The 23,361-nt window shown below is 66.7% G+C and carries 24 protein-coding genes; 10 read left to right on the top strand and 14 right to left on the bottom strand.

Features of this window, described 5'->3' with window-relative positions:
- Window positions 1-21 precede the first annotated feature (21 nt).
- From AC0IZJ_RS01270 to AC0IZJ_RS01245, 6 genes are all read right to left on the bottom strand, one after another.
- Window positions 22-1,788, bottom strand: coding sequence for a glycoside hydrolase family 16 protein (locus tag AC0IZJ_RS01270; RefSeq protein WP_471845839.1), 1,767 nt, complete (start codon window positions 1,786-1,788; stop codon window positions 22-24).
- A 5-nt stretch (window positions 1,789-1,793) separates the two neighbouring features.
- Window positions 1,794-2,408: a PEP-CTERM sorting domain-containing protein gene (locus AC0IZJ_RS01265; protein WP_471845837.1), complete on the bottom strand. Its 615-nt coding sequence runs from the start codon at window positions 2,406-2,408 to the stop codon at window positions 1,794-1,796.
- Window positions 2,409-2,427: 19 nt separating this feature from the next.
- Window positions 2,428-3,096, bottom strand: a complete 669-nt coding sequence (locus AC0IZJ_RS01260) for a PEP-CTERM sorting domain-containing protein (RefSeq protein WP_471845835.1) — start codon at window positions 3,094-3,096, stop codon at window positions 2,428-2,430.
- A gap of 333 nt (window positions 3,097-3,429) precedes the next feature.
- A complete protein-coding gene (locus AC0IZJ_RS01255; protein WP_471845833.1) occupies window positions 3,430-3,867 on the bottom strand; it encodes a DUF2141 domain-containing protein in 438 nt (145 codons plus the stop codon).
- A gap of 125 nt (window positions 3,868-3,992) precedes the next feature.
- Window positions 3,993-5,114: a 3-deoxy-7-phosphoheptulonate synthase gene (locus AC0IZJ_RS01250; protein WP_471845831.1), complete on the bottom strand. Its 1,122-nt coding sequence runs from the start codon at window positions 5,112-5,114 to the stop codon at window positions 3,993-3,995.
- A 52-nt stretch (window positions 5,115-5,166) separates the two neighbouring features.
- Entirely contained in the window at window positions 5,167-6,090 is a 924-nt protein-coding gene (locus AC0IZJ_RS01245; protein ID WP_471845829.1) for a DMT family transporter, read from the bottom strand.
- A gap of 101 nt (window positions 6,091-6,191) precedes the next feature.
- On the opposite strand from AC0IZJ_RS01245, the gene AC0IZJ_RS01240 reads away from it, so the two are divergent.
- The 3 genes from AC0IZJ_RS01240 to AC0IZJ_RS01230 are packed head-to-tail and all read left to right on the top strand — an operon-like array spanning window position 6,192 to window position 8,695.
- A complete protein-coding gene (locus AC0IZJ_RS01240; RefSeq protein ID WP_471845827.1) occupies window positions 6,192-7,145 on the top strand; it encodes a LysR family transcriptional regulator in 954 nt (317 codons plus the stop codon).
- 14 nt (window positions 7,146-7,159) lie between these two features.
- A complete protein-coding gene (locus tag AC0IZJ_RS01235) occupies window positions 7,160-8,200 on the top strand; it encodes a quinone-dependent dihydroorotate dehydrogenase (RefSeq protein WP_471845824.1) in 1,041 nt (346 codons plus the stop codon).
- Window positions 8,201-8,206: 6 nt separating this feature from the next.
- Window positions 8,207-8,695, top strand: coding sequence for an outer membrane protein assembly factor BamE (locus tag AC0IZJ_RS01230; protein WP_471845822.1), 489 nt, complete (start codon window positions 8,207-8,209; stop codon window positions 8,693-8,695).
- A 90-nt stretch (window positions 8,696-8,785) separates the two neighbouring features.
- On the opposite strand, the gene AC0IZJ_RS01225 is transcribed toward AC0IZJ_RS01230, so the two are convergent.
- From AC0IZJ_RS01225 to AC0IZJ_RS01200, 6 genes are all read right to left on the bottom strand, one after another.
- Entirely contained in the window at window positions 8,786-9,259 is a 474-nt protein-coding gene (locus AC0IZJ_RS01225) for an FxDxF family PEP-CTERM protein (protein ID WP_471845820.1), read from the bottom strand.
- 213 nt (window positions 9,260-9,472) lie between these two features.
- Window positions 9,473-11,815, bottom strand: coding sequence for a DNA topoisomerase IV subunit A (gene parC / locus AC0IZJ_RS01220; RefSeq protein WP_471845818.1), 2,343 nt, complete (start codon window positions 11,813-11,815; stop codon window positions 9,473-9,475).
- Entirely contained in the window at window positions 11,812-12,468 is a 657-nt protein-coding gene (locus AC0IZJ_RS01215; RefSeq protein WP_471845816.1) for a lytic transglycosylase domain-containing protein, read from the bottom strand. The genes parC and AC0IZJ_RS01215 overlap by 4 nt, the downstream gene beginning before the upstream one ends.
- Window positions 12,465-12,995, bottom strand: a complete 531-nt coding sequence (locus tag AC0IZJ_RS01210; RefSeq protein WP_471845814.1) for a GNAT family N-acetyltransferase — start codon at window positions 12,993-12,995, stop codon at window positions 12,465-12,467. Before AC0IZJ_RS01210 ends, AC0IZJ_RS01215 begins: the two co-directional genes overlap by 4 nt.
- On the bottom strand, window positions 12,988-14,106 hold the full coding sequence (locus AC0IZJ_RS01205) for an acyltransferase family protein (protein WP_471845812.1): 1,119 nt from the start codon (window positions 14,104-14,106) through the stop codon (window positions 12,988-12,990). The genes AC0IZJ_RS01210 and AC0IZJ_RS01205 overlap by 8 nt, the downstream gene beginning before the upstream one ends.
- Entirely contained in the window at window positions 14,106-16,112 is a 2,007-nt protein-coding gene (locus AC0IZJ_RS01200) for a DNA topoisomerase IV subunit B (RefSeq protein WP_471845810.1), read from the bottom strand. The genes AC0IZJ_RS01205 and AC0IZJ_RS01200 overlap by 1 nt, the downstream gene beginning before the upstream one ends.
- Before the next feature lie 56 nt (window positions 16,113-16,168).
- Between AC0IZJ_RS01200 and AC0IZJ_RS01195 the strand changes: the two genes are divergently transcribed.
- From AC0IZJ_RS01195 to AC0IZJ_RS01165, 7 genes are all read left to right on the top strand, one after another.
- Window positions 16,169-17,569 (top strand): amidohydrolase family protein, encoded by a 1,401-nt coding sequence (locus AC0IZJ_RS01195; RefSeq protein ID WP_471845808.1) that lies wholly within the window; start codon window positions 16,169-16,171, stop codon window positions 17,567-17,569.
- Between the two features lie 13 nt (window positions 17,570-17,582).
- Window positions 17,583-18,797: an MFS transporter gene (locus AC0IZJ_RS01190; protein WP_471845806.1), complete on the top strand. Its 1,215-nt coding sequence runs from the start codon at window positions 17,583-17,585 to the stop codon at window positions 18,795-18,797.
- Window positions 18,794-18,919 (top strand): hypothetical protein, encoded by a 126-nt coding sequence (locus AC0IZJ_RS01185; protein ID WP_471845804.1) that lies wholly within the window; start codon window positions 18,794-18,796, stop codon window positions 18,917-18,919. The genes AC0IZJ_RS01190 and AC0IZJ_RS01185 overlap by 4 nt, the downstream gene beginning before the upstream one ends.
- Window positions 18,916-19,416 (top strand): class I SAM-dependent methyltransferase, encoded by a 501-nt coding sequence (locus AC0IZJ_RS01180; RefSeq protein ID WP_471845802.1) that lies wholly within the window; start codon window positions 18,916-18,918, stop codon window positions 19,414-19,416. The genes AC0IZJ_RS01185 and AC0IZJ_RS01180 overlap by 4 nt, the downstream gene beginning before the upstream one ends.
- 30 nt (window positions 19,417-19,446) lie before the next feature.
- The gene (gene dapA / locus AC0IZJ_RS01175; RefSeq protein WP_471845800.1) at window positions 19,447-20,328 is read left to right on the top strand and encodes a 4-hydroxy-tetrahydrodipicolinate synthase; all 882 of its coding nucleotides are present in this window, start codon (window positions 19,447-19,449) and stop codon (window positions 20,326-20,328) included.
- Window positions 20,329-20,391: 63 nt separating this feature from the next.
- Entirely contained in the window at window positions 20,392-21,570 is a 1,179-nt protein-coding gene (bamC, locus tag AC0IZJ_RS01170; RefSeq protein WP_471845798.1) for an outer membrane protein assembly factor BamC, read from the top strand.
- Window positions 21,571-21,598: 28 nt separating this feature from the next.
- A complete protein-coding gene (locus AC0IZJ_RS01165; protein WP_471845796.1) occupies window positions 21,599-22,378 on the top strand; it encodes an MBL fold metallo-hydrolase in 780 nt (259 codons plus the stop codon).
- A gap of 127 nt (window positions 22,379-22,505) precedes the next feature.
- On the opposite strand, the gene AC0IZJ_RS01160 is transcribed toward AC0IZJ_RS01165, so the two are convergent.
- Window positions 22,506-22,703, bottom strand: a complete 198-nt coding sequence (locus AC0IZJ_RS01160; RefSeq protein WP_471845794.1) for a hypothetical protein — start codon at window positions 22,701-22,703, stop codon at window positions 22,506-22,508.
- A 161-nt stretch (window positions 22,704-22,864) separates the two neighbouring features.
- Window positions 22,865-23,359 (bottom strand): hypothetical protein, encoded by a 495-nt coding sequence (locus AC0IZJ_RS01155; RefSeq protein ID WP_471845792.1) that lies wholly within the window; start codon window positions 23,357-23,359, stop codon window positions 22,865-22,867.
- Window positions 23,360-23,361: the final 2 nt, after the last annotated feature.

Genomic DNA, 23,361 nt, shown 5'->3' with positions numbered 1-23,361 from the left:
CGCCACCCATCCCGTCAACGGCTACTTGATGACGGCGCTCTTCGTCGCCGAATCGGCCGCCACCTGGCGCTGGGCGTCCCAGGCCGTGAAGCGGTACTCGACGACGTCGCCGCGCTGAAGCCCGCCGGCCGTGTAGCGGCTGGTTGTGCCGTCCTGGCGCATGCGCACGGTGCGGGCGTCACCGCCGTTGACCGTGTAGTGCACATCCACCCAGCCCGATGCCGTGGCGCTGAAGTCCAGCGTGCCGGCGCCGCTCTGCGCCGCATCACCGCTGGCCGTCGCTGGTGCGGCCACCTTGGCGAGCGCCACCTGCTGCACGCCAGCCGTGCCCGAGTCCCAGATGATGTCGTCAAAGGCGATCTGGAACTGCTGCCCGGGCAAGGCACCGTCGACGCTGAAGAACTGGAACAGGTCCAGCATGGACTGCAGCGCGACCAGCGGCCCAGCGATCTCGGCGACGGGAATCGTGGCCGTGCCCCATTCGCCGTTGCGCACCAGGCCATAGGCCGTGGTGTTGGCCGGGAAGGTGACGGAGCTCTGGTTGGTGTAGGTGTCGTAGATGCCGATCTTGAAGGCGACGTTGGCGGGCGCCTTGATCTTCAGCTTGATGTGGCCGTTGCGGAAGCCGCTCATGTCGTGCACCTGGCGCGACTGGATGCTGCCGCCGAACCACTGACCCGGTGCGAAGTACTTGAACGCCATCACGCCCGAGCCCTCGAAGGGCGGCAGGTCGCCACCGGTCATGGAGCCCTGGTTCCAGACGTAGATGTCCGACGACACCCCCGGCACCTGCTTGTTGTTGACCGGCGTGTTGTCGGTGAAGACACCGAACTTGCCGACCTCCGGCGTGATGCCGATGCCGAGTTTCACCTCGCCCTTGCCGTCCAGCTCGTAGACGCGCACATAGTCGACATAGGCCGTGCCAGGCAGCGGCGCGGTGACCTGCGCCGGCGTGGCGGCGGGCGTGAAGTTGCCGCCGACAGCCAGGTTCAGCAGCAGGTAGAAAGGCTCCTGCAGCGCTGGCGAGCCCACCGTGGAAATGGGCGCCTTGTACATGTCCAGCTCGCGGCCGTTGTCGACGAGCGTGAAACGGATCTGCGTGTCGGTCCAGTACAGGCGGTAGGTGACGAAGCGGTTGGCCAGCGAGCGCGTCGGCGTGACCCAATTCTTGGTCTGCCACGCGGTGGAAGCGGCGCAGCTCTCGTTGCCGGGCACGCAGGCGGCGTCCGCGAAGGTGATGACGTTGGCGCCGACGAACTGCTCCGGCGAGACCGCCGGCATCCCGGCGGGTTGGCGGCCCCCCTGCTCCATGATGTCGATCTCGCCCTTGCGCGGCCAGGCCTGCGGGCTGGTGCCCAGCATCCATGCGGCCGGCCACAGGCCCACGCCGACCTTGGGGCTGGCCATGCGCACCTCGACCATGCCGTACTTGACCTGCACCTTGCCGGAGGTGTCGAGCTTGCCGGAGGTGAACTGGTTGCTGCCGATGACCTCGCGTTTGGCGGTGATGGCCAGCGCGCGCGTGCCGGGCTCGAAGGGCACGTTGGTGATGCTGAGGTTGTTGGGGCTGTAGTACTGCAGCTCCTGGTTGCCGTAGCCGCACAGGCCGATCTGGCAGCCGTTGCCGGTGGTGGCGGTCCAGAGGGTGGTGTCCAGGCTGGCGCCGTTGAACTCCTCCGACCAGAGCAGCTTGCCGATGACGGGGCTGGTGACGCTGGCGGACGCGGCGGCGCTGATGGCCACCAGCGTTGCTCCCGCGAGCGCGCGAACGATGTGTTGACGGTTCATGGCGTTCATCCTTGCTGGCGGTTGTTGGACTTGCGGCGGGCCACGGCGGCCAGCAGCAGGCCGCCGGCGAACATCAGTCCGTAGGTGGACGGCTCCGGCACGGCGCTGACGGTGATGCGAACGGCGGGCGCGCCGGTGAAGCCGGTGTTGACGGCTTGCCAGGCGCCTGACGACGAGTAGGCCCAGGCGGCGCTGGGCGTGTCTGTGCCGCTCTGCCATTGGCCGGCGAAGTCGCCGTCGGCCTTCGTGAGCAGCCAGTAGCTGCCGGCTGCGAGTGTCCAGTTGGTGGGCGTGAGCGGCGTGTTGGCCCAAGGGTCGGTGAGGTGGGCGCTGTAGAGCCAGCTCGCGCCGGTGGGCACGCTGCCGCTGCGGGCCAGGATTCCGACGGTGATGCCGCCCACGCCGTCGATCGACGTGAGGATGGACTGGATGGTGGTAGCGCTGGCGATGTCGAACGCGACCGCCAGGTCCTGATTCGGGCCGAGCAGGGAGGCCCATCCGGCCACGTCATCGCCGGGGCCATAGGTATCGATAACGACGGTGCCGGCCGCGCTGGCATGGGCGGCGAGGCCGCACAGCAGCAGCGCGGCGGCGGTCTTGGAAAGCATGTGGATCTTCATGGGAGGTCTCGGTTGGGTCTCAGGCGCGACGACGGCGGGCGATGGCGGCGACGACGCCGAGGCCGGCGATCAGCAGCGCGTAGGTCTCGGGTTCCGGCACGGCGGCAACGGTCAGCGAGAACTGAAGGTCGTCGATCAGGATGGCGCTGGGCCGGTTGTCCAGCAGCGGGCCGAGGGCGGTGCCGATCTCGATGAAGAGCGCCGTCGTGCCGAGCGGAATGGCGGCGGCCTGGAAGCTGATCAGCGTCCAGCTGCTGGTGTTGATCTGCTGCTGGAAGTTGCCCTGCACGGCGTTCGAGATGATGCCGTTGGCGCCCATGTAGCGCACCGTGGCGAAGGCGTTGCCCTCGGTGCTGGCATCGCCCTTGGCCCAGAAGCTGAGCATCGGCGTGTCGCCCACATTGGCAGCGCCCAGCATGGGCAGATTGCCGTGGCCGACCGAGTCCTGCAGCGCGATGGAGGCGTCGAAGGGCTTGGAGCTCAGCAGCAGCGCGAAGCTGCCGGAATGGGCGTCGCTGGACAGCGTCGCGGGGCTGGCGGTCGCGGCCGTCAGCCAGCCGGCGGCAACCGAGCCGGGACCACCCGGGGTCTCGAAACCGCCGTTGGCAAAGCCGTTGACCGTGGCTGCGCCGGCGGCACCGGCCAGCAGGAACGCGGCTGCCGCCGCAGTTGTCTTCAAATTCAGCATGTCGTCTCCTTGGTTTTGGGTACGGGTTCATCCCGTGCGAGGCGACGACGTACTGCTGTCATCGCCGAAAGTGAAAGCGCTTTCTGAAAGCGCTTTCAGCAAACGGCGCGACATTAGGTGGCTTGCAGAAGGCTGTCAATGTGGGCGTGCCCTGCCCCTAGGGGAAACAGGGGGCCGGCACTCAGGGGCCGGATGGACGTTGCGTTGGATCGAAAGGGCACGGCGCGGCCCCTCACGGCCAACAGGCCCTGCGGGCCGGGCTTGGCGCGCCGAAGTCGCTAGGCCATAAGCGCGGCGAGGACGGCGCCGCGACTCATGGTCATGGCCGGGCCTTCACCGCATCCGCACCTTGACCGGGGCACCAGCCGCAGGCGTGAACACTGCCTGCTCGAAGCGCGGCGGGCCGAAGTTGCCAACGGCGTTGTTCGAGAAGCCGTAAGGCTCGGACGGGATGCCGATGGGGTTGGTGTCCATCCGGCCGTTGCCATCGGCATCGTGATGCAGGCTGATCGCCACGGGGCCGCTCGGCAGATCCGTCAACACGACCGTCAGCTTGCCGTTGACCGCCGCAGCGACGGCGAACGACCGGCCGATCAGCGGCTTGTTCAGCCATTGGACGGACTCGGTGAACACACCGACTCTGAGCACGGAGCCGGCAGCCGCGTTGGCTTGCAGACCCTCGACATCAAGGGTGATGTCGGCCGCGTGGCTGCTCGGTGGCAGCAAGGCGACAAGGGCGGACGCAGCGGCAGCAGCCAGTGTTTTCTTCATCATGGTCTCCAGGTTCAGCAGTGGCAATGGCTGAATTCTGGAAACCACCCCGCCCCGGCGCGAGCACGATGCGACGACTGAGCGCCAGGCGGCGCGAGCGGTGCGCCGGCGGCGCCAACCTCTCTTCAGCCGCGACGCTTGCGAACGGCGGCAGCCAGGTCGCGCAGCAGGGGCTCGGTCTGCGCCCAGCCCAGGCAGGCATCCGTGATGGACACGCCGGGCTTGAGGTCGGCCTTGGTCTGGCCCTCGGCCAGGTCTTGCCGGCCGGGTTGCAGATGGCTCTCGATCATGACGCCGGTGATCCGTGCATCGCCGCCGGCAATCTGCCCGGCCACGTCCTGGCCCACGTCGATCTGACGCTCGTACTTCTTGCTGGAATTGGCATGCGAGAAGTCGACCATGACCTGCTCGCGCAGGCCAGAGCTCTTGAGCGCGTCGCAGGCGGCGTTGACCGAAGGTGCGTCGTAGTTGGGCGCCTTGCCGCCACGAAGGATGACGTGGCAGTCCTCGTTGCCGCGCGTCTCGAAGATGGCGGCCGTGCCCATCTTGGTCATGCCCATGAAGGCATGCGGGGAGCTGGCGGCCAGCACGGCGTCGCTGGCGACCTTGATGCCGCCGTCCGTGCCGTTCTTGAAGCCGACCGGGCAACTCAGGCCCGACGCCAGCTGGCGGTGGCTCTGGCTCTCGGTCGTGCGCGCGCCGATGGCGCCCCAGGCGATCAGGTCGGAGATGTACTGCGGCGACAGCAGGTCCAGGAACTCGGTGCCCGCCGGCAGGCCCAGGCCGTTGACGTCCAGCAGCAGCTGGCGCGCCAGGCGCAGACCCTCGTTCATGTGGAAGCTGCCGTCCAGGCGGGGGTCGTTGATGTAGCCCTTCCAGCCCACCGTCGTGCGCGGCTTCTCGAAGTAGACGCGCATGACGACCAGCAGGTCGCGGCTCAACTCTTCACGCGCGGCCTTGAGCAGGTGGGCGTACTCCATCGCCTGGCCGTGGTCGTGGATGGAGCAGGGGCCGACGATGACGAGCAGGCGGTCGTCGCGGCCGTGCAGCACGTCGCTGATCTCCTGGCGTGCCTTCTCGACCAGCTCGAGCGTCGCGTCGGGGATGGGCAGCTCTTCCAGCAGCAGCGCCGGGCTGATCAGCGCACGCACGGCGCCGATGCGGGTGTCGTCGGTGCGCGTCGTGTCGCGCGTTTCGTCGCGGGAGCCGGCTTCGCGGTCGTGCTGGGGGTCGTCGAGGGGTTTCATGTGCGGGCTCCGGCTGAGCCCGACATTTTGCCGGCTCTGCCGCGCCGTCTGTTCACCGCTTGCCAGCTGCCACACACACCGACAGTGCAGACAGCGCAAAACCGGCCATGGCGAGCGGCTCCAGGTGCTCTCCCAACAGCACGAAGCCCATCAGCGCCGACACGCCTGGAATCAGGAAGAATAGCCGTGCCACCTGTCCCGCCTGACCGCGTCGGATCATGATGAACATCAGGCTGAAGGCGCCGATGGAATTGACCAGGCCCAGCCACAGCCAGGAGCTGATCAGATCAGGCGTCCAGTCGATGGCGAAACCTTCCATCGGCCCGGCGAAGGCCGCCACGGCGAGCGCCGACACGGCCATCTGGATACCGGCGCCGCTGCGCAGGTCCATGTGGGCGCAGAACCGCTTCTGGTAGAGCGTGCCAGCCACCAGGCCGAGCAATCCCAGGCCGGCAATGGCGTAGCTTGTCCAGGCGCCGCCCAGCGGCTTGTCGGCGATGACCAGCGCGACACCGGCCAGGCCACCCAGCAGGCCCAGCATCTGCCGGCCATTCAACTGCTCGGCCAGCCACAGGTGAGCACCCAGCGCCGTCGCCAACGGCATCAGGCCGATCAGCAGTCCGGCGACGCCAGCGCTCAGGCCGGCGCGCAGCGCGAAGTAGATGCAGGAGAAATGCAGCACCTGCATCAGCAGGCCGACGACGGCGAGATGCGCCCAGCCACGAACGCGCTGCGGCCAGGGCGCGCCGGTGGCGGCGGCGACGGTCAGCAGCACGACGGCCGCCAGGCCAAAGCGCAGCGTCAGCAACGTCAGCGGCCCGGTGTGCGGCAAGGCCAGCTTGCCGGCCACGTAGCCGCTGCTCCACAACAGGATGAACAGCAGCGGCAGGCTGGACGCCGCCACGGCGGACAGCAGTTGGTCGAATCGGCTGGGCCGGTACGACCGGGCCATGCAGGGCGACAAGGTGGTGGACATGGCGGCTCCTTGGAGGACAGGCCTCGACTCTAGAAACCAAACATCCAAGACACAATCACGCACAAAGTAGATTCAGAGTTTCCAAACGGAGCACAGTTCTCATGGGCCGCCTTGAAGACCTGCAAGCCTTTGCCCGCGTCGTCGACGCGCGCAGCTTCTCCGGCGCCGCGCGGCTGCTTGGCACGACGAAGTCCGCCGTCAGCAAGCAGGTCGTTCGGCTCGAAGACCAGCTCGGCACCCGGCTGCTGCACCGCACGACACGCAGCGTCAGCCCCACGGCCGAGGGTCGCAGCGTTTACGACCGTGCGCTGCGCCTGCTGGACGAGGCGCAGGCGCTGGAGACCGAACTCGCCGGCCGCCGTGATGAGCCGCGCGGCGTGCTGCGGCTGTCGGTGTCCACCGCCTTCGGCAACCTGCAGTTCACCGCGCTGATGGCGGAGTTCTGCGCCCGCCATCCGCAGATCGATGTCGTGCTCGGGCTGAACGACCGCTACGTCGACCTGGCCGAGGAAGGCTTCGACGTCGTGTTGAGGCTGACGCACAAGCCGTCCGAAGGGCTGGTGGCGCGGCGGCTGGCGGCCATCCGCTTCGTGCTGTGCGCCGCGCCCGCCTACCTCGCCGCCCACGGCGAACCGCAAACCGTGGCCGACATCGCCGGCCATCGCTGCCTGCGCTTCGGCTATCTGCAGTCGCCCGACCGCTGGCGCTTCCGGCATGCCGACCACGGCGAGACTGAGGTCGAGACACGCGGCGCGCTTCGTTTCGAGAGCGGTTTGACGGCCAACAGCAGCGAGTCCCTGCGCGTCGCCGCCCTGGCCGGCATGGGTCTGGCCGTGCTGCCCACCTACGCCATCGGTGCCGACTTGCGCGACGGGCGGTTGCAGGCCGTACTGCCCGGCTGGCAGCCCATCGGCGGCCTGGCCGATGCCGACACGCTTTACGCCGTCTATCTGCCCAGCCGCCACCCGGCACCCAAGGTGCGCGCGTTGATCGACTTCATGCTGCAGAAGATGGGCGACGTGCCACCTTGGGAGCGCAGCGACAGCGTCGGCTGAGAGAATTGCCGGCTATGCCGCTGATCCCCTACGCCCTCACCCGCCCCTTCCTGTTCGGCCTGGACGCCGAGCACGCCCACGAGCTGACGCTGAGCAGCATCGCCAGGCTGCAGAACACGCCCGCGCAACTGTTGTGGTGCGGTGAACGCATCAGCGACCCGGTGACCATCGCCGGCCTTCGCTTCCCGAATCGCATCGGCCTGGCCGCCGGGCTGGACAAGAACGGCCGCTGCATCGACGGCCTGGGTGCCATGGGCTTCGGCTTCATCGAGGTGGGCACGGTCACGCCCAAGGGCCAGCCCGGCAACGACAAGCCGCGCATGTTCCGCCTGCCCGAGGCCAATGCGCTCGTCAACCGCCTGGGCTTCAACAACGAAGGCCTCGCCAGCTTCATCGCCAACGTGCAGCGGGCCCACAGCTTCCGCAAGGCTGGCGGCATCCTGGGCCTGAACATTGGCAAGAACGCCGCCACGCCCATTGAGAACGCGGCCGACGACTACCTGCTCGGCCTGGAAGGGGTGTTCCCACACGCCGACTACATCACCGTCAACATCTCCAGCCCCAACACCAAGAATCTGCGCGCGCTGCAAAGCGACGAGGCGCTGGACGCGCTGCTGTCACGACTGCAGGAACGCAAGCTGCAGCTGCAAAGCCAGACCGGCCGCAAGGTGCCGATGTTCGTCAAGATCGCGCCTGATCTGGAGGAGGCGCAGGTCGCCGTCATCGCCCAGACGCTGAAGGCCAACGACATCGACGGCGTCGTCGCGACCAACACGACCATTGCCCGCGACAAGGTGCAAGGCCTGCAGCACGCCAACGAGATGGGCGGCCTGTCCGGCGCGCCGGTCTTCGAGGCCAGCAACCGCGTCATTCGCCTGCTACGCTCCACCTTGCCAGCGGGCTACCCCATCATCGGCGTGGGCGGCGTGCTGAGCGGTGCCGACGCACGCGCCAAGATCGAAGCGGGCGCCGATCTTGTGCAGGTCTACACCGGCCTCATCTACAAGGGCCCGGCTCTCGTCAGCGACTGCGCCAGAGCCCTCGCCAAACGCTGAAACACCATGCGCTTCGCCGTCCTCGCCCTCTGTACCGCACTGCTCGCCGGTTGTGCAACGGCACCTGCCCTGCTGCCAGGCACGAGCCGCAGCGAGGATGTCATCGCCGCCTACGGCCAACCCAGGCGCATCTGGCCCGAGGCCGACGGTGGCCGCACGTTGGAATACTCAAGCCAGCCCATGGGCCGGCATTGCTACATGGTGCGCCTGGCGGCCGATGGCCGGCTGGTGAGCATCGAAGACGGCCTCTCGGCCGCCAACCGCACCCGCATCGAGCCCGGCATGACGCCGGAGCAGGTCAGCCGCATGCTGGGTGCCGAGCGCAGCCGGGTTTTCTTCCCGCTCAGCGGCGAAGACGTCTGGGACTGGACCGTCGAGCCGGACCAGATCGGCAGCTATGGCCTGCGCTTCAACGTCCATTTCAAGGACGGCCGGGTGCTGCGCACCACGCAAAGCATGGTGTTTCCCAGCCGGTTTCCGGGCATGGAAGACTGAGCCGAAAAAACGCCCCGGCGCTTTTGGCGCCGGGGCGAGTCGGAGACACTGGTTGGCGGAATCGCGAGATCCCGCAGATCCTGTTGAGGATCAGTCGTTGCGACGACGACGCGAAGCGACGAAGCCGACGATGCCCAGGCCAGCGGCCAGCATCGCGTACGTTTCGGGTTCCGGCACTGCCGCAACCGTGGAGGTCAGCGAGTAGGAGCCGGACATGCCCGTGCCGGAAACGCCGTAGAAATAGCTGCCGGCGGCCAGGGTCCACGAGTCGGAGCCGCTAAATTGCACACCGCCCACGCCCCAGCTGTCCAGCGGAGTCATGTCAGCCTTGTACAGGCTCACTGCGCCGAGGATGTTGCTAGAGGCAAAAGTTGCCTGCACGTTGGACAGCGTGCTCAGCGTGAATGCATAGGTTTCGAAAAACGGAGCGACAACTGCGGTCTCAGCGGCAAGCTCGAACGCATCATGTGCGCCACCGAATGTGTCGACGACGGTCACAGCTTGGGCGCCGGTGGCGCTCAGTGCGGCGATAGCGGCGGAAACCGCGAGGGACTTGAATTTCATATAAGAACTCCTTGGACCAACAAAAAGATGGGCGACGGAGTAATTGTGCACTGCAGCGAAAGTTTTAAAAGCGCTCCCCGTCCCAAGTGCTAGGGGGCACCCCCCTGAATGGGTAGGCAGGTTTGTAAATGGTGGTAACCCTCGGAAGATTTGCACCGAACTGACAAGGGTTTAACCATACCGGTGCAGCTGAGCCCAACTTCGGGGTCAGGTTCACGCAACACTCAGTCTAAGAACCTTCTGAAGACCTTCTACTGGTTTCCCCCTGCGGGCGCGCTTTCCGGCGTGAGCGCCCAGCGATTGGTTCTTCAGCGTTTCCTCGCGGGGTTTGCCACCTCGACCACTGCCTTCAACGCGCAACTGTTGGGTGAAGCAGGCCAGCGACACGACGCTGTCCTTGGGCTCCAGATCCATCAGCGTCAGACCCTTGCCGCCCTTGGGCTGCTGCTTGAGCTCGTCGAGCGGGAAAGTCAGCAACCGGCCTGCGGCGCTTAGCACGCCGAGTTGCAGGGCGACGGCATCGCTCGGCACGACGGCCAGCAGCGGTGATTCACCTTCGTCCAGTGCCAGGAAGGTCTTGCCGGCCTTCTGGCGGCCGACGAGATCGCCGAGCTGGGCGATCAGGCCGTAACCGGTCGAGCCGGCCATGACCAAGCGCTGGGTCGACGCACCGGCGATGTAGTGGGCGATCTGTGTGCCGCTTTCCAGTTCGATCAGCGTTGTGATCGGCTGACCGTCGCCACGGCCGCCCGGCAGCGCGAAGACCGGCACGGAGTAGACCCGGCCGTTGCTGCCCACGACGATGAGCGGATCGACGCTGCGACAGCGGAAATGACCCCAGAGCGCGTCGCCGGCCTTGAAGGTCTGCGCGGCGACGTCGATCTCGTGCCCCTTCAGTGCCCTCACCCAGCCCTTCTGGCTGACGACGACGGTGACGGGCTCATCGACGACCTTGACCTCGGCGGTGACGCGCTTCTCGGCCTGGATCAGCGTGCGCCGGTCGTCGCCGTATTGCTTGGCATCGGCCTCAATCTCCTTGATGACGGTGCGCCGCAGCGCCGAGGCCGAACCGAGGATGTCCTCCAGCTTCGCGCGTTCGTCGCGCAGCTTGGACAACTCCTGCTCGATCTTGATCGCCTCCAGCCGCGCCAACTGGCGCAGGCGGATCTCGAGGATGTCTTCGGCTTGGCGGTCGCTGAGCTTGAAATGGGCGATTAGCGCAGGCTTAGGCTCATCCGACTCGCGGATGATGCGGATGACCTCGTCGATGTTCAGCAGCACGAGCTGCCGGCCTTCGAGCACATGGATGCGGTCGTTGACGTGGGCCAGGCGATGCTCGGTGCGGCGGCGCACAGTCGCCTGGCGGAAGCCCACCCACTCGACCAGCATCTCGCGCAGGCTCTTCTGCGTCGGTCGGCCGTCGGCTCCGATCATCGTCATGTTGACGGGTGCGCTGCTTTCCAGGCTGGTGTGAGCCAGCAGCGTGTTGATCAGGTCCTGCTGCTCGACGGTGCGGCTCTTCGGCTCGAAGACGATGCGCACGGCCGCATCCTTGCTGGACTCGTCGCGGACGCCGTCCAACACTGCCAGAAGGCCTGCCTTGAGCTGCAACTGTTCGGCGGAGAGCGTCTTCTTGCCTGCCTTGACCTTGGGGTTGGACAGTTCCTCGATCTCTTCCAGTACCTTTTGCGCGCTGGTGCCGTGCGGCAGTTCGGTGACGACGAGCTGCCACTGGCCGCGGGCCAGATCCTCGATCTTCCAGCGGGCACGCACCTTGAGACTGCCGCGGCCCGAGAGGTAGGCGGCACGGATTTCCTCCGGCGCGCTGATCAGCTGACCACCGCCAGGGAAATCCGGGCCGGGGACCAGGTCGAAGAGCGCGTCATCAGAGAGCTTGTCGTCCCTCAGCAGCGCAACGGCCGCAGCCGCGATTTCGCGCAGGTTGTGGCTGGGGATCTCGGTCGCCAGGCCCACGGCGATGCCACTCGCGCCGTTCAGCAGCACGAAGGGCAGGCGCGCCGGCAGCTCGACCGGTTCCTGCGTCGTGCCGTCGTAATTGGGACGGAAGTCCACCGTGCCCTCGTCGATCTCGTCCATCACCAGGCGGGCAATGGGAGCGAGGCGCGCTTCCGTGTAGCGCATCGCCGCAGCGCCGTCGCCGTCGCGGCTGCCGAAGTTGCCGTGGCCGTCGATCAACGGGTAGCGCAGCGAGAAGTCCTGCGCCATGCGCACCAGCGCGTCGTAGACCGACTGGTCGCCGTGCGGATGGAAGTTGCCGAGCACATCGCCGACGACCTTGGCGCCCTTGACAGGCTTGGCGCCGGAGTTGCCGCTCCAGCCCAGCCCGAGGCGATGCATCGCGTAGAGGATGCGGCGTTGCACCGGCTTCTGGCCGTCGGAATAGGACGGCAGCGCGCGGCCCTTGACGACGCTGAGGGCGTATTCGAGATAGGCCTGCTGGGCGTAGGCGGCCAACGTCAGCGCGTTGCTGTCGTCGCCAGGGGAGCCGCCGCCGTCGGTGGGGCCGGAAAAGTCGATGGTGGTCTGGGAACTCATGGGTGCAGGGTCAGGCGCTGCGCGCGGGCCGGTTGGCTCTGCTGCAGCAAGGCCCAGTACAGCTCGAGGACGAGATGCACATGGGCCTGGGTTTCGTCAATGTCGGGCACGCGGTTGCCGGCGCGGCGCACGGCGCCCTCGCCGGCATTCCAGGCTGCCAGGGCCGTGTCGATGGAGCGGAAGCGGCGTATCAGGTCGGCCAGCATGCGTGCGCCGGTGTGGATGTTGATGCGCGGTTCGATCAGCCGCGCAGCGTCGGCTGGCGTGGCGTAGCGGCTGGCCGTCTCCGGGGTGATCTGCATCAGCCCCAGCGCGCCGCGTGGCGAGACGGCACCGCGTTGGTAGCCGGACTCGACGGCGATGATGGCCTTCAGCAGCTCGGCGTCCACGCCGTGCTTCTCGGCCGCCTCACGCACCCAGGGCTGCACGGCCTTGACCTCCGGGGCGATGTCCAGCCAGTTCAGCAGGGCCAGGCCGGCGTCCGTCTTGCCGGGCACGCGCCGCATGCCGACGCTCCCCAGAACGGCCTTGTAGCGAGCGTCCAGTTGGCGGGGCGCAAAGTGGGCCATGCCGGCGGCGTCGACAAACCCCCACAGCTCGGCCCGCGCGGGCAGCGCGAACGCCAGCAGCAGGAGCGGCAGCCACAGCTTCATGCGGTCTCCAGGCCCAGCGCGACGCGCGCCTGGTATTCGCGCTCCAGCAGCGACATGACGATCAGGGAGTCGTAGCCATCTGCACCGTCGGTGGTCACTCGAACGCTCTCGCGAAGCCGCCCTTCCTCGATAAAGCCTTCGCTGCGATACAGCTCGAAAGCCCTCGTGTTCAGCGCCTTCACGTCCAGCCAGAAGCGGTGCGCCTTCAACTGGTTGAAGGCCATGACTTTGAGCTGCCGCACAGCCGCCCGGCCCAGGCCCCGGCCCTTGGCTTGCAGCACGAGCCGCTTCAACTCGACGGAGTTGTTGGGGTTGCGACAGCCCTGCAGGATGACGAAGCCGATGCGTTCCAGCGCGTCGCCCTCTTCCAGAATGAAATGGCGGGAGTCCGGAAAGCGGATGGCGCCTTCGTGCTGCGGCCGTTCCCAGGGCGTGATAAAAGGCAGGTTGGCCCCGTCGCGCTCGACCGAGACGACCCAGTCGAGGTCGGACAGCATGGTGGGGCGCAGGCGCACGACCTCAGCCATGATCAACAGCCACAGCCTGGGCTTGCACCGGTGGGACCTTGGTGGGTTTGAACCTCAAACTGGGCCGCTCAACGAAATGCCACGACAACGCAGCAAGCGCGACGGTCGATATCCCCGACAGAATCAGCACCAACACCAGAGGCTCACCCCGTGACAGGCCCCACTGGCTCAGCAACTGCTGGACAGGCCACGCGTAGATGTAGATACCGTAGGAATAGTCCAGGCCCTTGATATCCCGGAATATCACAGGCGCCCGCATCGCAAAAGCAATGGCCGCATAGGGGATGCCGACCCAAAGCGCCAGTTTCTGCACTGCATCCGACGGGACATAGCTCGCAAGCAAAAGCACCGCCACGCCGATCCAGAGACGCATCGGCAGCGAATGGCGCGCAAAAAATAGCCCCGCACCGACGAAGAAATAGACACCGAGGTCAAGAAAATCCTTCGTCTGGAAGTTGTATCCAAAGCGCCAAGGCTCCAGCCGCCACAACACCGGCACCCCTCCATCAAACGCGTGGCGCCCTTGCATGTGCAGCCACATGAATCCATAAGCGAAACCCACGACCAGCAGCCCCGTCGCCCATACCAACAGGCGCTTCGGGAGATGCCAGAGCGCCATGCCAACTGCGGCGAGGATGAAGTACATCGTCACCTCGTAGCGAAGCGTCCAGAGCGAACCGTTAGCGGCGCCCGCCTGTGGATTGCTTTCAAATAAGCCTGGTAGTCCGCCCGGAGTGGTTTGCAGGGAAATCGTTCCTGCCAGATAGCGCCATGGCCCGTCGTGTGCCAAATACGGCGCCCATCCCCATTCCGTGCCTGTGGGTCCAATGACGAAAGTCACGAAAAGCGAGGCCACGATCAGGCCGGGGAAAATCCTCAACGCCCGCCTCTGCAGGTAGCGGCCAAGATGGGGATCGTTGACCCAGCTCTGCATGACCAGATAGCCACTGACGGCAAAAAACACTTTGACGGCCGTGCCCCCCAAATACTGGCCATTCAGCACCTTGGGCTCGGGCAAGCCATAGAGCGCAAACGCATGGCTCAGCAGCACGGCCGATGCCGCAACAACCCGCAGGAAGTCAAAGGCGTTGCGTGGCGCAGCGTGGCTCATCAAACGTCAATCTCTACCGAATCGCCATGCAGTTCCATCAGCTCACGACGCGATGCCGCTTCGCCCTTGCCCATCAGCTTGTTGAAAGATTCCACCGTGGCTGCAAAGTCGAGCAGACCGTATTCCACGCGCGACAGGCGGCGCGTGTCCGGGTTCAGCGTCGTGTCCCACAACTGCTCGGCATTCATCTCGCCCAGGCCCTTGAAGCGGCTGATGCTCCACGAGCCTTCGCGCGCGCCTTCCTTGCGCAGCTTGTCCAGCGTCGCGGTCAGCTCGCCGTCGTCCAGCGCATAGAGCTTGGCAGCGGGCTTCTTGCCACGCGCCGGGGCGTCCACGCGGTACAGCGGCGGGCGGGCGACGAAGACGTGGCCGGTCTCGACCAGCTTGGGGAAATGGCGGAAGAACAGCGTCAGCAGCAGCACCTGGATGTGCGAGCCGTCCACGTCGGCGTCTGACAGGATGCAGACTTTGCCGTAGCGCAGGCCGGTCAGGTCCGGCGTGTCGTTGGGCCCGTGCGGGTCCACGCCCAGCGCCACCGAGATGTCGTGGATCTCGTTGTTCTTGAACAGCAGGTCGCGCTCGACCTCCCAGGAGTTCAGCACCTTGCCCCGCAGCGGCAGGATGGCCTGCGTCTCCTTGTCGCGACCCATCTTGGCACTGCCGCCGGCGGAGTCGCCCTCGACGAGGAAGACCTCGTTGTGCAGCAGGTCGCGGCTTTCGCAATCGGTCAGCTTGCCGGGGAGCACGGCCACGCCTGAGCCCTTGCGCTTCTCTACCTTCTGGCTGGCGCGTTGCCGGGTCTGGGCCTGCTTGATGACCAGCTCGGCCAGCTTCTTGCCGTGGTCCACATGGTGGTTCAGCCACAACTCGAAGGCCGGCTTCACATAGGCCGTCACCAGCCGCAGCGCGTCGCGCGAGTTCAGGCGCTCCTTGGTCTGGCCCTGGAACTGCGGGTCCAGCACCTTGGCACTCAGCACGAAGCTGGCGCGCGAGAACACGTCATCGGGCATGAGCTTGACGCCCTTGGGCAGCAGCGAGTGCATCTCGATGAAGCCTTTGACGGCGCCGAACAGGCCGTCCTTCAGGCCCGACTCATGCGTGCCGCCGGCCACCGTCGGGATCAGATTCACGTAGCTTTCGCGCAGCGGCGAGCCGTCTTCCGTGAAGGCCACGCACCAGGCGGCGCCCTCGCCTTCGGCGAAGTTCTCGCTCTCGCCCGCGGTGGCAAAGCCCTCGCCCTCGAACAGCGGAATCAGCGGGTCGCTGTGCAGCGCCTGGGCCAGGTAGTCGCGCAGGCCGGCCTTGTAGAGCCAGGTTGTGGTCTCGCCGGTCTTCTCGACCTTCAGCGTCACCGTCACACCGGGCATCAACACGGCTTTCGAGCGCAGCAGGTGCACCAGCTCATGCTTGGGCAGCTCGGCACTCTCGAAATACTTGGCCTCGGGCCAGACGCGCACGGTCGTGCCCTGCTTGCGGTCGCCACTGGCGGCGGGCCGCGAGACGACCTGCTGCACCACGTCGCCATGCTCGAAGGCAATCCCGGCCACCTGCTTGTCGCGCCACACGGCCACTTCCAGCCGCTTCGCCAGCGCATTCGTCACCGATACGCCGACGCCGTGCAGGCCGCCGGAGAAGCTGTAGGCGCCGCCCGAGCCCTTGTCGAACTTGCCGCCGGCATGCAGCCGCGTGAAGACGATTTCCACGACGGGCACGCCTTCCTCCGGGTGCAGGCCGAAGGGAATGCCGCGGCCGTCATCGGCCACCGAAACGGAGCCATCTGCGTGCTGCGTCACGTCGATGCGCTTGCCGAAACCGCCCAGCGCCTCGTCCGCGGCGTTGTCGATGACTTCCTGGATGCAGTGGAGCGGGTTCTCGGTCCGGGTGTACATGCCGGGCCGCTGTTTGACGGGCTCCAGGCCCTTCAGAACGCGGATGGAGGCTTCGCCATATTCGGCGGGATTGGCGGCAGGTTTGGCGGCGGGAGAGGAAGACGGACGGCTCGACATAGGGGCGCGATTCTAAGAAGTAGGATTCGCGGCCCTCGAAGACCGAGTTCTACCGCTTGAGATTCCTGATCGCCTGCTTGGCGCTGACCTGTAGTTTTTCACAGGCCCAGACGCCCCCGCCTCAGCAACAGCCCTACCAGGCCAGCGCCCCGCTGTCCTGGGAGTTGAAGAACGCCCGCTGGTTCGACGGCCGGGCGATCCAGCGCGGCAACCTCTACGTCGAGAACGGCGTCTTTGTCGCGAAGAAGCCGCCCAAGGTGAACCGCAAGATGGACATGCGTGGCCAGGTGCTCATCAACCCGCTGGCCGAGGCGCACAACCACAACCTGCAGACCGCCTGGGGCTGGGGCAAGTTCGCTGACCAGTACATCGACGAAGGCGTGTTCTACGCCGCCATGCTGTGCGGCGACCCGGTCAGCGTGGCCGACGTCACGCCGCTGACTGCCTCGCCCGCCGCACCGGACGTCAGCTTCGTCACCGCCTGCATCACGTCCAGCGACGGCTATCCGCTGGCCGCAGTGCTGCCCGAGCTCACCGCCGAGGCCGCTGCAGCGCAGCAGCAGATCGCGCTGGTCGACAGCCCCGAGCAAGCTGCGCGGCAATGGCCGGCCATCAAGGCCCGTGGCGGTACGTGGCTGCGCATCGTGCTGGCCCACAGCGAGCGGCCGGAGCTGCGGCGGCAGGCCGAGCATTTCGGCCGCCTGGGCCTCAGCCCGGAGACCGCCAGCGCGCTCACCCGCCTGGCCCATGCCGATGGTCGCCGCGTGGTCGCCCACGTCGAGACGGCGGCCGACTTCGACGCCGCGCTGGCCGCCGGTGTCGACGTGATCGCCCACCTGCCCGGCTACGCCAACACGCTGGATGCACCACCCGAGCGCTTCGCCATCACCGCAGCCGCAGCCGCCCAGGCCGGCCGCCAGCGCACCGCCGTCATCACGACGACGGCCGCCACCGCCCTCTTCAAGCTGGACGGCGCCCCGCTGGCTGCGCTGCGCGAGGTGCAGCGCGCCAACCTGGCCCGGCTGCAGGCGGCGGGCGTGCAACTGCTCGTCGGCTCCGACGTTTTCATCGGCACGGCCCGCGCCGAGTTGCACGCACTGGACGAACTCGGCGTCGACCGCATCACGCTGCTGCGCCTGGCCACCATCGAGACCCCGCGCGCCCTCTTCCCTGGTCGCAAGCTCGGCTGCTTCGAGCCCGGCTGCGAAGCCAGCTTTCTGGTGCTGGGCGGCGACCCAATTGCCGACCTGGCACAGATCGACATGCCGATGCTGCGCGTCAAGCAGGGCCGACTGCTGACCCGCCTGGCCGACGTCGCAGCATCCAGCTCGCAAGCCAGCGCCTCGACGGCAGATCCGCCGAAAAAGGCGACCGCGAAGAAGAAGGGCGGCAAAGCCAAGGCCAAAGCGCCATCCAAAGCGCAAAGCAAGACGGCCAGCAAGGCCAAGCGGCGCTGATTACAGTCAGCGGATGAACACTGCCCGCTCCGCCGCTCCCGGCCTGTCCGTCCAGCAGGTGCTGCTCTGCGGCGCACTCATCGTGACACTGTCGATGGGCATACGCCACGGCTTCGGCTTCTGGCTGCAGCCCATCATCACGGAGCGGGGCTGGACGCGCGAGACCTTCTCCTTCGCCCTGGCCATCCAGAACCTCGCCTGGGGCATCGCCGGGCCGATTGCCGGCATGCTGGCCGATCGCTTCGGCGCCTGGAGGGTGTTGATCGGCGGCGGCCTGGCTTACGCCCTGGGCCTGGTGCTGATGGCCGTCACCAGCCACCCCGTGACCTTCACGCTCGGCGCCGGCGTGCTGATCGGTATCGCGCAGTCCGGCTCGACCTACGCGGTGATCTACGGCGTGCTGGGCCGCACCGTGTCGCCCGAAAAGCGCTCATGGGCTTTCGGCGTCGCGGCAGCGGCGGGCTCCTTCGGCCAGTTCGTCATGATTCCCATCGAGACCTGGCTCATCAGCCACGTCGGCTGGCAGGGTGCGCTGTATCTCCTGGCCGGCGCTGCGCTGCTGATCGTGCCGCTGGCGCTCGGCGTGCGCGAGCGCAGCGTGGCGGCATTCAGTGGCGCCCATCAGAGCATCGGCCAGGCCTTGCGCGAGGCCTTCGGCTACCGCAGCTTCCAGTTGCTGATGCTGGGCTACTTCGTCTGCGGCTTCCAGGTCGTCTTCATCGGCGTGCACCTGCCGAGCTATCTGAAGGACAACGGCCTTGGCATCGATGTGTCCACCGGCGCGCTGATGCTGATCGGTCTGTTCAACATCTTCGGCACCTATGCCGCCGGCATGCTGGGCCAGCGCTTTCCCAAGCGTCATCTGCTGTCGGCCATCTACGGCCTGCGTGCCGTGGCCATAGGCATCTTCATCGCCGTGCCGCTGACGCCCATCAGCGTCTACGTCTTCGCGGCGGTCATCGGCTTCCTGTGGCTGTCCACCGTGCCACCCACCAACGCCGTCGTCGCGCAGATCTTCGGCGCCCAGCACCTGTCCATGCTGGGCGGCTTCGTCTTCCTGAGCCACCAGGTGGGCAGCTTCCTGGGCGTCTGGCTGGGCGGCAAGCTCTACGACGCGACCGGCAGCTACGACGTCGTCTGGTGGCTGTCCATCGCGTTGGGCGTCATGGCCATGCTGGCCAACCTGCCGGTTCGCGAGACGGCGATCCTGCGGCCCCAGCCAGCATGAAGCCACGCCGCTGGATCTGGCCCACACTGGCCGTCGCCGTGCTTGCAGCCACCGTGGCGGCCTACCGCCACCCGGCGGTCATGATCCAGCTCGGCGAGCAGATCTGGTCCTGCTTCGGATGAATCCATCCGGGTGGCTGCAGCGCTTTGCACCTGCCCAGCCCGGCACGGCGCTTGACGTGGCCTGCGGCTCCGGCCGCAACTTGCGCTGGCTGGCGCTTGCCGGCTGGCAGGTCACCGGCGTGGACCGCGACAAGGCCGCAACGGCGCCTCTGCAAAGCCTCGCAAGGATCGTGCATGCCGACATCGAGAACGGCCCCTGGCCCTTGCCGCAGCAACAGTTCGATCTGGTTGTCGTCTGCAACTACCTCTGGCGCCCGCTCTTTGACGACATCCGCGCCGCCGTCAAGCCAGGCGGCTGGCTGATCTGGGAAACCTTTGCCGATGGCCAGCAAACCATCGGCCGGCCGGCGCGGCCTGATTTCCTGTTGCAGCGGGGTGAACTGCTGCGTGTCTGCGAAAGCTGGCACGTCGTGGCTTACGAAGATCTGTTCGAAGACGGGGTCAACCCGCGCTTCGTCCAGCGCGTTGCGGCCATCCGGCCTCCACCGGCGGCCTAAAATCGCCGGATTCCTCAAGACATTCCCACCATGAAGCCCATCCTCGGCAGCATCGTCGCCCTCGTCACGCCCATGAACGAAGACGGCAGCATCGACTACCCCGGCCTGCGCCGCCTGATCGACTGGCATGTCGAGGAAGGCACGGCCTGCATCGGTGTCGTCGGCACCACCGGCGAGTCGCCCACCGTCAGCATGGCGGAGAACCGCGAAATCATCCGCGTCGCAGTCGAACATGCGAAAGGCCGCGTCCCCGTGCTGGCCGGCACCGGTGCCAATTCGACCGCCGAGGCCATCGAGCTGAGCCGCTACGCCAAGGAAGTCGGCGCGGACTGCACGCTCTCCGTCGTGCCCTACTACAACAAGCCCTCTCAGGAGGGCATCTACCAGCACTTCAAGGCGATCGCCGAGGCCGTGGACATCCCCATGATGCTCTACAACGTGCCCGGCCGTACCGTCGCCGATCTGCTGCCCGAGACGACGCTGCGCTGCGCCACGCTGCCTGGCGTCTTCGGCATCAAGGAGGCCACCGGCAACATCGAGCGGGCCGCCTTCCTCATCAAGCACGCGCCGGAAGGCTTCCACATCTACTCCGGCGACGACGGCACGGCGATCGCGCTGATGCTGCTCGGCGGCCACGGCAACGTCAGCGTGACGGCCAACGTTGCGCCGCGCCAGATGGCCGAGCTGTGCCGCCTGGCGCTGGAAGGCAATGCTGTCGAGGCCCGCAAGGTCCACCTCAAGCTGCTCGGCCTGCACAAGCAGCTGTTCTGCGAACCCAGCCCCGGCCCGGCCAAGTGGGCCCTGTCGCGCCTGGGCCGCTGCGGCGCCGCATTGCGCCTGCCGATCACACCGCTGACGACGGCCGGCCAGACCGCTGTCGGCCAGGCGATGGTCGAAGCCGGATTGCTCTGAGTCCTCTGGTCTAATGCGCCGCTGCCCCTAGCTGGGCGACCTGTTCCCTCGGAGATTTCCAGCGTGACGTCCCTTTCCCCGATTCGCTCGCATCGCCAGTCGGCGACCCGCCTGGCCTGCACGGCCTTTGTCCTGTCCCTCGCTGGCTGCGGCACCCTCGACGGCATGTTCTCGTCCGACAAGGTCGACTACAAGACCCAGTCGCGCCAAACGGCAGGCCTGGATGTCCCGCCCGACCTGACCCAGCTCGCCAAGGACAACCGCGCCCAGGTGCAAGGCGGCTCCATCACTGCCTCGGCGCTGTCCGCCACCCGGCCTGCCGCCTCCCCGACCTCGACGATGGCCGCCAACAGCGTCGCGCCAAACTCGGCCGGCGACATCCGGCTGGAGCGCAGCGGCACCGAACGCTGGCTGCATACCTCGTTGACGCCGGAGCAGATCTGGCCCCAGCTGCGCACCTTCTGGCAGGACCGTGGCCTCTCGCTCACCAAGGAGCAGCCCGAAGTCGGCATCATGGAGACGAACTGGGCCGAGAACCGCGCCAAGCTGCCTCAGGATTTCATCCGCTCGGCCATCGGCAAGGTCTTCGACGGCCTGTACTCGACCGGCGAGCGCGACATGTATCGCACCCGCATCGAGCGCGGTGCCAACGGTACCGACATCTTCATCAGCCACCGCGGCATGCAGGAGGTCTACACGACCTCGGCGCGTGACTCCACGGCCTGGCAGCCGCGCCCGAGCGACCCGTCGCTGGAAGCCGAAATGCTGTCGCGCCTGATGCTCAAGCTTGGCGGCCAGGAAACCGCGGCCAAGGCCATCGTTGCCGACGCTCCGGCACCCACGGCCAAGCCCTCGCCGCTGGCCACGGGCGGCGAAGGCCCGCGCACCCGCCGTCCGCTGTCTGAAGTGCCGGACAGCCTGGCCATCAACGACGGTTTCGACCGCGCCTGGCGCCGTGTCGGCCTGTCGCTGGATCGCCATGGCTTCACCATCGAAGACCGCGACCGCGCCGCCGGCCTGTTCTACCTTCGCTATGCCGACCCTGAGAAGGCCGGCCAGGAAGAACCCAACTTCTTCCAGCGTCTGTTCGGCGCCAAGGGCTCCACGCCGACGCGCTACCGCGTGTCCGTCAAGGCCGAGGGCGAGAAGAGCACCGTGCGCGTCCTCGACGACCGCGGTCAGCCGATCACCGACGACAACGCCAAGCGCATCCTTGGCCTGCTGATGGACGACCTGAAATAGGGTCTCGCAGCGGCGAGGGGCTGCCGCCATGCGTTTTCGCAACCTGGGCAGTGGCAGCGGTGGCAATTCGACGCTCGTCGAAGCCAGCCAGGGCATCACGACCACCCGCGTCCTCATCGACGCGGGCTTCAGCGAACGCGAGCTGACACGGCGCCTCGCGTTGGCCGGCTGCACGGCGGCCGACATCGATGCCATCTTCATCACGCACGAGCATGGCGACCACGTCGGCCGCTCGGTCTCGTTCGCGCGCCGTCATCGCATCCCGTTGATCACGAGCCGTGGCACCTGGCGTGCCATCGGCTGCGACGATTTCGAGGCCAGCCTGCTGTGCCTGGCACGAAGTGGCGAGGCCATCGCCCTGGGCGACCTGGAGTTGCAGCCCTTCGCAGTGCCGCACGATGCCCGCGAGCCGCTGCAGCTTGTCCTGAGTGACGGCGCCGTGCGGCTTGGCATCGTCACCGACCTGGGCAGCGCGCCAGCGGCCGTGGCTCAGGCACTGCGTGGCTGCCACGCCCTGCTGCTGGAATGCAACCATGACGAGGCCATGCTGAGGTCAGGGCCCTACCCGCCGTCATTGCAGCGGCGCATCCTGGGCACGCACGGCCATCTTTCAAACGAAGCGGCAGCGGATCTGCTGTCGCGCTGTCGGCATGCAGGCCTCGGCGCCGTTGTAGCAGCGCACTTGAGCGAGAAGAACAACTCGCCGGCCCTGGCCCGAGGGGCGTTGGCAGCGATATTGAACTGCGCCACAGACGATATTCGTGTCGCCGACCCGGCCATTGGCTTCGAATGGCTGGCCGTCACCTGAAGGCTGGCCGCAGCGCAAAGTTTTGTATCTCAAGCTGCCGAAGCTGAATCAGCTTCGTCGTCGAGCTGAAAAAGAAAAAAGCCGCCGCTGCTTGCGCAGCGCGGCTTTTTCCATGGGGACGAAGCGATTACTTCGAAGCGGCGGACGCAGCGGCGTCGGCAACAGAGGAAGCAGCGTCGGCAACAGCGCTGGCAGCAGCGGAAGCAGCTTCCGGAGCCGGAGCGACCACGACCGGGGGCGTTTCAACCTTGGGTTCTTCCTTCTTGCTGCAAGCAGTCAGAGCAACAGCAGCCAGCAGGGAAGCCAACAGGATCGACTTGTTCATTACTTGTCCTCAAACGTTTAAACGACGGTGCACACCATAATTTTGGGGTCGTGCCCCAGCGTTTGAATGCTGATTGCAGACCCCGACAGAAAAGACGCGGAAAACCTCGAGCGCTTCCCTCGCCTAGCCAGCGATTATAGGGGTTTGGTAGTCACAAATACTCATAGTCCCAAAGTCGTGGGAGCGAATGAGTCGCCAGAGCGTTGCGCGATGGCATCAAACCATTCCAGACCACTGAGTCGCTCGGCGAAATCACGACTCAGTTCACCGCGCCAGAGGCGGCGGTCGAAGAGGCGCAGGCTCAAGGGACCGTCGGCGCCGATGGCCAGAAACAGGCTCTCCGGCGCGGCGCCCAGCTTCAGCTCCGGCTCGACGGCGCGCGCAGTCACACAGTGCGAGTAATCCCGCCGCCAACGCACGAAGCGCGGATGGCGGCGCACCACATCGTCGTACTGCAGCGCCAGCAGATGTAGCTGACGACCGTGCCCGGCCCAGGCGGTCAGCGCAGCAAGAGCGCTAGCGTCGGACAGTGGCCAGTCGACAAAGCTGGCATCCCAGGCATGCATTTCGCGGCAGTCCTGCTCTGCTGCCCAGGCGAGCGTCTCGACGAGCAGACGCTGGAAGTCGACCCGGCCTTCAAACTTTTGTGCGTTCATGG

Source organism: Roseateles sp. AC306 (genome assembly GCF_979253795.1).
This window is presented reverse-complemented; position numbering and strand designations above follow the sequence as displayed.

Excerpts from the sequence above, each read along its gene's own strand:
- AC0IZJ_RS01155 (WP_471845792.1), bottom strand. The coding sequence starts at position 23,359 with ATGAACGCACAAAAGTTTGAAGGCCGGGTCGACTTCCAGCGTCTGCTC.
- dapA (WP_471845800.1), top strand. The coding sequence starts at position 19,447 with ATGAAGCCCATCCTCGGCAGCATCGTCGCCCTCGTCACGCCCATGAAC.
- AC0IZJ_RS01165 (WP_471845796.1), top strand. The coding sequence starts at position 21,599 with ATGCGTTTTCGCAACCTGGGCAGTGGCAGCGGTGGCAATTCGACGCTC.
- AC0IZJ_RS01205 (WP_471845812.1), bottom strand. The coding sequence starts at position 14,106 with ATGAGCCACGCTGCGCCACGCAACGCCTTTGACTTCCTGCGGGTTGTT.
- AC0IZJ_RS01240 (WP_471845827.1), top strand. The coding sequence starts at position 6,192 with ATGGGCCGCCTTGAAGACCTGCAAGCCTTTGCCCGCGTCGTCGACGCG.
- AC0IZJ_RS01270 (WP_471845839.1), bottom strand. The coding sequence starts at position 1,788 with ATGAACCGTCAACACATCGTTCGCGCGCTCGCGGGAGCAACGCTGGTG.
- AC0IZJ_RS01185 (WP_471845804.1), top strand. The coding sequence starts at position 18,794 with ATGAAGCCACGCCGCTGGATCTGGCCCACACTGGCCGTCGCCGTGCTT.
- AC0IZJ_RS01265 (WP_471845837.1), bottom strand. The coding sequence starts at position 2,408 with ATGAAGATCCACATGCTTTCCAAGACCGCCGCCGCGCTGCTGCTGTGC.
- AC0IZJ_RS01225 (WP_471845820.1), bottom strand. The coding sequence starts at position 9,259 with ATGAAATTCAAGTCCCTCGCGGTTTCCGCCGCTATCGCCGCACTGAGC.
- AC0IZJ_RS01255 (WP_471845833.1), bottom strand. The coding sequence starts at position 3,867 with ATGAAGAAAACACTGGCTGCTGCCGCTGCGTCCGCCCTTGTCGCCTTG.
- AC0IZJ_RS01250 (WP_471845831.1), bottom strand. The coding sequence starts at position 5,114 with ATGAAACCCCTCGACGACCCCCAGCACGACCGCGAAGCCGGCTCCCGC.
- AC0IZJ_RS01260 (WP_471845835.1), bottom strand. The coding sequence starts at position 3,096 with ATGCTGAATTTGAAGACAACTGCGGCGGCAGCCGCGTTCCTGCTGGCC.
- AC0IZJ_RS01160 (WP_471845794.1), bottom strand. The coding sequence starts at position 22,703 with ATGAACAAGTCGATCCTGTTGGCTTCCCTGCTGGCTGCTGTTGCTCTG.
- AC0IZJ_RS01200 (WP_471845810.1), bottom strand. The coding sequence starts at position 16,112 with ATGTCGAGCCGTCCGTCTTCCTCTCCCGCCGCCAAACCTGCCGCCAAT.
- AC0IZJ_RS01210 (WP_471845814.1), bottom strand. The coding sequence starts at position 12,995 with ATGGCTGAGGTCGTGCGCCTGCGCCCCACCATGCTGTCCGACCTCGAC.
- parC (WP_471845818.1), bottom strand. The coding sequence starts at position 11,815 with ATGAGTTCCCAGACCACCATCGACTTTTCCGGCCCCACCGACGGCGGC.
- AC0IZJ_RS01235 (WP_471845824.1), top strand. The coding sequence starts at position 7,160 with ATGCCGCTGATCCCCTACGCCCTCACCCGCCCCTTCCTGTTCGGCCTG.
- AC0IZJ_RS01180 (WP_471845802.1), top strand. The coding sequence starts at position 18,916 with ATGAATCCATCCGGGTGGCTGCAGCGCTTTGCACCTGCCCAGCCCGGC.
- AC0IZJ_RS01215 (WP_471845816.1), bottom strand. The coding sequence starts at position 12,468 with ATGAAGCTGTGGCTGCCGCTCCTGCTGCTGGCGTTCGCGCTGCCCGCG.
- AC0IZJ_RS01245 (WP_471845829.1), bottom strand. The coding sequence starts at position 6,090 with ATGTCCACCACCTTGTCGCCCTGCATGGCCCGGTCGTACCGGCCCAGC.
- AC0IZJ_RS01230 (WP_471845822.1), top strand. The coding sequence starts at position 8,207 with ATGCGCTTCGCCGTCCTCGCCCTCTGTACCGCACTGCTCGCCGGTTGT.
- AC0IZJ_RS01190 (WP_471845806.1), top strand. The coding sequence starts at position 17,583 with ATGAACACTGCCCGCTCCGCCGCTCCCGGCCTGTCCGTCCAGCAGGTG.